The organism is Streptomyces sp. NPDC004111 (genome assembly GCF_042874215.1).
GTDB lineage: Bacteria > Actinomycetota > Actinomycetes > Streptomycetales > Streptomycetaceae > Streptomyces.
In genome coordinates this window covers 1-5,080 of record NZ_JBIAMU010000053.1, presented here as the reverse complement: position 1 = coordinate 5,080, position 5,080 = coordinate 1, and the positions used below count along the sequence as shown (strand labels likewise).

Sequence of the window (5,080 nt, the reverse complement as noted above, 5' to 3'; positions counted from 1 at the left end):
GCCCGGTTACATTCCGAACCCGGAAGCTAAGCCTTTCCGCGCCGATGGTACTGCAGGGGGGACCCTGTGGGAGAGTAGGACGCCGCCGAACAATCTTTCAAAAGGACCCTTGGTCCCAGCGTTCATGCTGGGACCAAGGGTCCTTTTTGTTTTTCTGCCCGAAGCGCGTCGGATGGCCGGCTGCGCGAGAATGACTGCGTTACCCGAAGACTAGGAGTCACCCATGGCCACCAACTCTCCTGACGATCGTCCGGAGCGCGAGCCGCGTCACCGTGACAGCGGCGAGCGGGGCGGCAACCGCGGTGGTCGTGACGACCGTGGCCCCCGCCGTGACAACGACCGTGGTGGCTACCGTCGGGACGACCGTTCCGGCGGCGACCGGGGTGGCTTCCGCCGCGACGACCGCGGTGGGCGCCCGGCCGGCGGTGGCTACGAGCGCCGTGACGACCGTGGTGGCAACAACTCCTCCGGCGGCGGCTTCCGCCGTGACGACAACCGTGGCGGTGGCGACCGGGGCGGATTCCGCCGTGACGACCGTTCCGGTGGTGACCGTGGTGGGTTCCGTCGTGACGACCGTGGTGGTCGTCCCTCGGGTGGTGGCTTTGAGCGGCGTGACGACCGTGGTGGCGACCGGGGTGGATTCCGGCGCGATGAGCGTTCCGGTGGTGACCGTGGTGGGTTCCGTCGTGACGACCGCGGCGGTCGTCCCGCCGGTGGTGGGTTCGAGCGGCGCGACGACAGGGGCGGCGACCGGGGCGGATTCCGCAGGGACGACCGGCCGAGCAGCGGACCGCGTCGGGACGACCGCTCCGGCGGCGACCGCGCGGGATTCCGTCGGGACGACAACCGTGGCGGTGGCGACCGGGGCGGGTTCCGCAGGGACGACCGTTCCGGTGGTGGCTTCGAGCGGCGGGACGACCGCGGTGGTGACCGTGGTGGCTTCCGTCGTGACGACCGCGGTGGGCGTCCGGCCGGCGGTGGCTACGAGCGCCGTGACGACCGTGGTGGGTTCCGTCGTGACGACCGTGGTGGTCGTCCCTCGGGTGGTGGCTTTGAGCGGCGTGACGACCGTGGTGGCGACCGGGGTGGATTCCGGCGCGATGAGCGTTCCGGTGGTGACCGTGGTGGGTTCCGTCGTGACGACCGCGGCGGACGTCCCGCCGGTGGCGGCTACGAGCGCCGTGACGACCGGGGCGGGGACCGCGGTGGATTCCGTGGCCGCGACGACCGTTCCGGTGGTGGTTTTGAGCGCCGTGACGACCGCGGTGGTGACCGGGGCGGGTTCCGCAGGGACGACCGTTCCGGTGGTGGCTTCGAGCGGCGCGACGACCGGGGCGGGGACCGCGGTGGGTTCCGTCGGGACGACCGTGGGCCGCGTCGGGACGACGACCGTGGCTTCCGGCGGGACGACCGGTCCGGCGGGGAGCGGGGCGGCTACCGCGGACGGGACGACCGCGGTGACCGTGGGCCGCGTCGGGACGACCGTTCCGGCGGCGGGTTCCGCGGGCGGGACGACCGTGGCGGCGACCGTGGGTTCCGGCGGGACGACCGTGACCGGGAGCCGATCAAGCGGCTGCCGATCCCGGACGACGTCACGGGCCACGAGATCGACCCGGACGTGCGCCAGGAGCTGATGAGCCTGCCCAAGACACTCGCCGAGGACGTCGCCAGGAACCTGGTGATGGTCGCCAAGCTGATCGACGACGAGCCCGAGGAGGCGTACGCGTACTCGCGGATCGCGCTGCGGCTCGCCTCGCGGGTGGCCGCCGTGCGTGAGGCCGCGGGCTTCGCCGCGTACTCCACCCAGCGGTACACCGAGGCGCTGGCCGAGTTCCGGGCCACCCGGCGGATGACCGGGACCGTGGACCTGTGGCCCGTGATGGCCGACTGCGAGCGCGGCCTCGGCCGCCCCGAGCGGGCGCTGGCCATGGCCGGCGAGCCCGAGGTGCAGAAGCTGGACAAGGCCGGTCAGGTCGAGATGCGGCTGGTCGCGGCGGGTGCGCGGCGCGACATGGGGCAGATCGACGCCGCCATCGTCACGCTCCAGGGGCCGGAGCTCGGCTCCAGCTCCGTACAGCCCTGGACCGCGCGGCTGCGTTACGCGTACGCCGACGCGCTGCTGACGGCGGGGCGTGAGGACGAGGCGCGCGAGTGGTTCGCCAAGGCGGTCGAGGCGGACAAGGACGGCAGCACGGACGCCTCCGACCGGCTCGCCGAGCTGGACGGCGTCGAGTTCGTCGACGCGCTGGACGGCGACGAGGACGACGCGGCGGAGGAGCCGAAGGCCGACACCGTCGAGGAGTCCGCCGTCGAGGAGTCCGCCGTGCCCGCCGGGGCCGGTGCCGAGGCGGCGGCCGACAGCGACGTCGAGGGCGAGCGGGCGGCCGACGACAAGGGCTGAGCAGGACGGTGAAAGGGCGGCACCCCGGGACTTCGGTTCCGGGGTGCCGCCCTTTTCGCGTGGTGCGCGGGTGCGGCGGTCAGTTCACCGTGAGGCTGCGCAGGACCAGACCGGTGGCGGGCTTGGGGCCGAAGGACGTGGACTTGCGGGGCATCGTCACACCCTGGCGGGCCAGGTCCCGTACGACCTCCTCGCGCACCGGATGCATCAGGACCGCCGTAGCGCCGCGGCGCTCGGCCTGCTCCACGGCAGCTTCCGTGTCGTGGATGTAGGCGATGTCCTCCGGCGCGTCCGGGATGTGCCAGAGGTGCGCCAGCAGGGTCTCGTGCAGGACGGACGCGTCCAGGGTGCGCCAGGCGTCCGGGCGGTCGTGGCGGATCGTACGGTCGAGGAGCTCCGGATCGGGGCGGTCCAGGAGGTGGTACGTGCCGTCGCCGGCCAGCAGGAAGGCGTTGCCGTCCGCGGCGGCACCGGCCAGCGCCGCCATCGCCTCCGGGAGCGTCGTGCGCAGCCGGCGTATCCGGAAGGAGTCGCCCACCGCGGCCAGCGCCTCGGGCACCGGCAGGCGGTGCAGCAGCCGGTGTATCGCGCGGACCTGGAGGGGGTAGCGGCCGGTGTCGACCAGGAGGACCAGACCGTAGTCCCAGGCCGTCGCCGCGGGGGCGTGCTCCTGCTGGAGACGCAGGTACGTCGCCCAGCGGTGGTGGCCGTCGGCGATGAGGGCCTGGCGGCGGGCCAGGTCGGCGGTGACCCCCGCCAGCTCGGCCGGGTCGGTGATCGACCACAGGCGGTGGTGGAAGCCGTCCTCGGTGGTGGTGGCGAGCAGCGGGGTGCGGGTGAGGGCACGGTCGACGGCGTCCGTGGTGCCGCTGGGTTCCGCATCGCCCCGGTAGGTGAGGAGCAGCGGCTCCAGGTTGGCGGCGGTGGCGCGCATCAGGGCCGCCCGGTCCTCGACGACGTGCGGCATGACGTCCTCGTGCGGGAGGACGACGCCCGCGTCCGGGGCGGACAGGGCGAGCGCGCCGATGATGCCGCGCTGGAGAAGGCCGTCGCGGGACTGTTCGTACACGTACAGCGCGGGTTCCGCGTCCGGGGCCAGGACGCCCTCGGCCAGCCAGCTGCGCAGCGTCTGGGCGGCCTGCTGGTGCCGGGCCGCGGGGGTGTCGGCCTGCGGGAGGATCAGCCGGACGATGTTGTGCGGATCCGCGGATTCCAGGTGGAGCAGACCGTCCGGGCGGACCACGACGTCGTACGGCGGCGAGGTCACCGCGGCGAGGCTGCCGACCGCCTCGGGGACATAGCGGAGCCCGCGCAGGGGGACCAGTTGCAGGCCGAGGTCCTCGGGCGGCCCAGGTGTGCTCATTGGTGCATCGTAAGTCGGGTGGGGAGATGGGTGATGATCGGGGGAGAAGCAGCCGATCGAGGAGATCAAGAATGAGCCACCAGCAGCAGACCAGGACGCGTCCGGGCGGCAGCGCGAAGGCGCTGAGCGAGGCGTACGACACCGCGCTGTTGGACCTCGACGGGGTGGTGTACGCGGGGGGCGACGCCATCGCGCACGCCGTGGACTCGCTGGGTGCGGCACGGGACGGCGGGATGCACCTCGCGTACGTCACCAACAACGCGCTGCGCACCCCGGACGAGGTGGCGGCCCATCTGACGGAGCTGGGGATTCCGGCGGCGGCGGGCGACGTGATCACGTCCGCGCATGCGGTGGCGCGGCTGATCGCCGATCAGGTTCCGCCCGGGTCACGGGTGTTGGTGATCGGCGGGGAGGGACTGCGGGTCGCGCTGCGCGAGCGCGGACTGGTGCCGGTCGAGTCCGCCGAGGACTCGCCGGTGGCCGTGGCGCAGGGGTACGGGGGGCCGGACCTGGCGTGGAGCAGGTTCGCGGAGGCGTCGTACGCGATCCGGCGGGGGGTTCCGTGGTTCGCGTCGAACACGGACCTGACGATTCCGAGTGCGCGGGGGATCGCGCCGGGGAACGGGGCCGCGGTCGAGGTCGTACGGATCGCCACCGGGGCGGAGCCGCAGGTGGCGGGCAAGCCGTTGCCGCCGATGCACCGGGAGACGATCCTGCGGACCGGGGCGGAGCGGGCGCTGGTCGTCGGCGACCGCCTGGACACGGACATCGAGGGGGCCAACGGGGGCGGGGTGGATTCGCTGCTGGTGCTCACCGGGGTGACGGACGCGGCGCAGCTGCTGGCGGCGGAGGCGAAGTACCGGCCGACCTTTGTGGACGCGGACCTGCGGGGGCTGCTGCGCGGGCAGCCGGAAGTGGTCGGCGGGGACGGGGAGTTCCGGTGCGGAGGGTGGACGGCTTCGGTCCGGGGGGACGTGCTGGGGCTGGAGGGGGAGGGTGAGGCGATGGATGCGTTGCGGGCGATGTGTGGGGTGGCTTGGGGGTTGGCGGGGGACGGGAGTTGTGGGTTGGAGGTGGGGGAGGCGTTGAGGAGGGTGGGGTTGGGGTAGGGGGTGTTTTTCGTTCTGGGCCGGGGGCGGGGGTCCGCTGGGGCGGGTTGGGGCGGGGGTTCGGTTGAGCGGAGCGGGGGTGGGGTAAGGGGTGCGGGGCGTCCGGGGCTGGGGGGTTCGGCTCCGCCGGGGGCCGCCCCCTTGCCCGCCCGTTCCGCCCCCGGGGGGCGGCCCCGCCGCCCAAGGGGGCGGGGGAGCGAGCGGGCG

The 5,080-nt window shown here is 73.6% G+C and carries 3 protein-coding genes, 1 rRNA gene and 1 pseudogene; 4 read left to right on the top strand and 1 reads right to left on the bottom strand.

From position 1 onward, the window contains the following. The 3 genes and pseudogenes from rrf to ACFYVL_RS44555 form a co-directional block, all read left to right on the top strand. Window positions 1-91 (top strand): 5S ribosomal RNA (gene rrf / locus ACFYVL_RS44565); the annotation flags it as partial. A gap of 630 nt (window positions 92-721) precedes the next feature. After that, window positions 722-1,192: pseudogene (locus ACFYVL_RS44560) on the top strand (RNA helicase); the annotation flags it as partial. Window positions 1,193-1,633: 441 nt separating this feature from the next. Further along, window positions 1,634-2,401 carry a hypothetical protein gene (locus ACFYVL_RS44555; protein WP_389255915.1) on the top strand — a complete coding sequence of 256 codons (768 nt, stop codon included), beginning with the start codon at window positions 1,634-1,636 and terminating at the stop codon, window positions 2,399-2,401. Window positions 2,402-2,480: 79 nt separating this feature from the next. On the opposite strand, the gene ACFYVL_RS44550 is transcribed toward ACFYVL_RS44555, so the two are convergent. Further along, window positions 2,481-3,764 carry a DUF1015 domain-containing protein gene (locus ACFYVL_RS44550; protein ID WP_389255913.1) on the bottom strand — a complete coding sequence of 428 codons (1,284 nt, stop codon included), beginning with the start codon at window positions 3,762-3,764 and terminating at the stop codon, window positions 2,481-2,483. A gap of 71 nt (window positions 3,765-3,835) precedes the next feature. On the opposite strand from ACFYVL_RS44550, the gene ACFYVL_RS44545 reads away from it, so the two are divergent. Continuing rightward, window positions 3,836-4,873 carry an HAD hydrolase-like protein gene (locus ACFYVL_RS44545; RefSeq protein ID WP_389255911.1) on the top strand — a complete coding sequence of 346 codons (1,038 nt, stop codon included), beginning with the start codon at window positions 3,836-3,838 and terminating at the stop codon, window positions 4,871-4,873. Window positions 4,874-5,080 lie beyond the last annotated feature (207 nt).

What these genes read in the sequence shown, in the direction of transcription:
- ACFYVL_RS44555 (WP_389255915.1), top strand. Translation starts at nt 1,634, where the DNA reads ATGAGCCTGCCCAAGACACTCGCCGAGGACGTCGCCAGGAACCTGGTG.
- ACFYVL_RS44550 (WP_389255913.1), bottom strand. Translation starts at nt 3,764, where the DNA reads ATGAGCACACCTGGGCCGCCCGAGGACCTCGGCCTGCAACTGGTCCCC.
- ACFYVL_RS44545 (WP_389255911.1), top strand. Translation starts at nt 3,836, where the DNA reads ATGAGCCACCAGCAGCAGACCAGGACGCGTCCGGGCGGCAGCGCGAAG.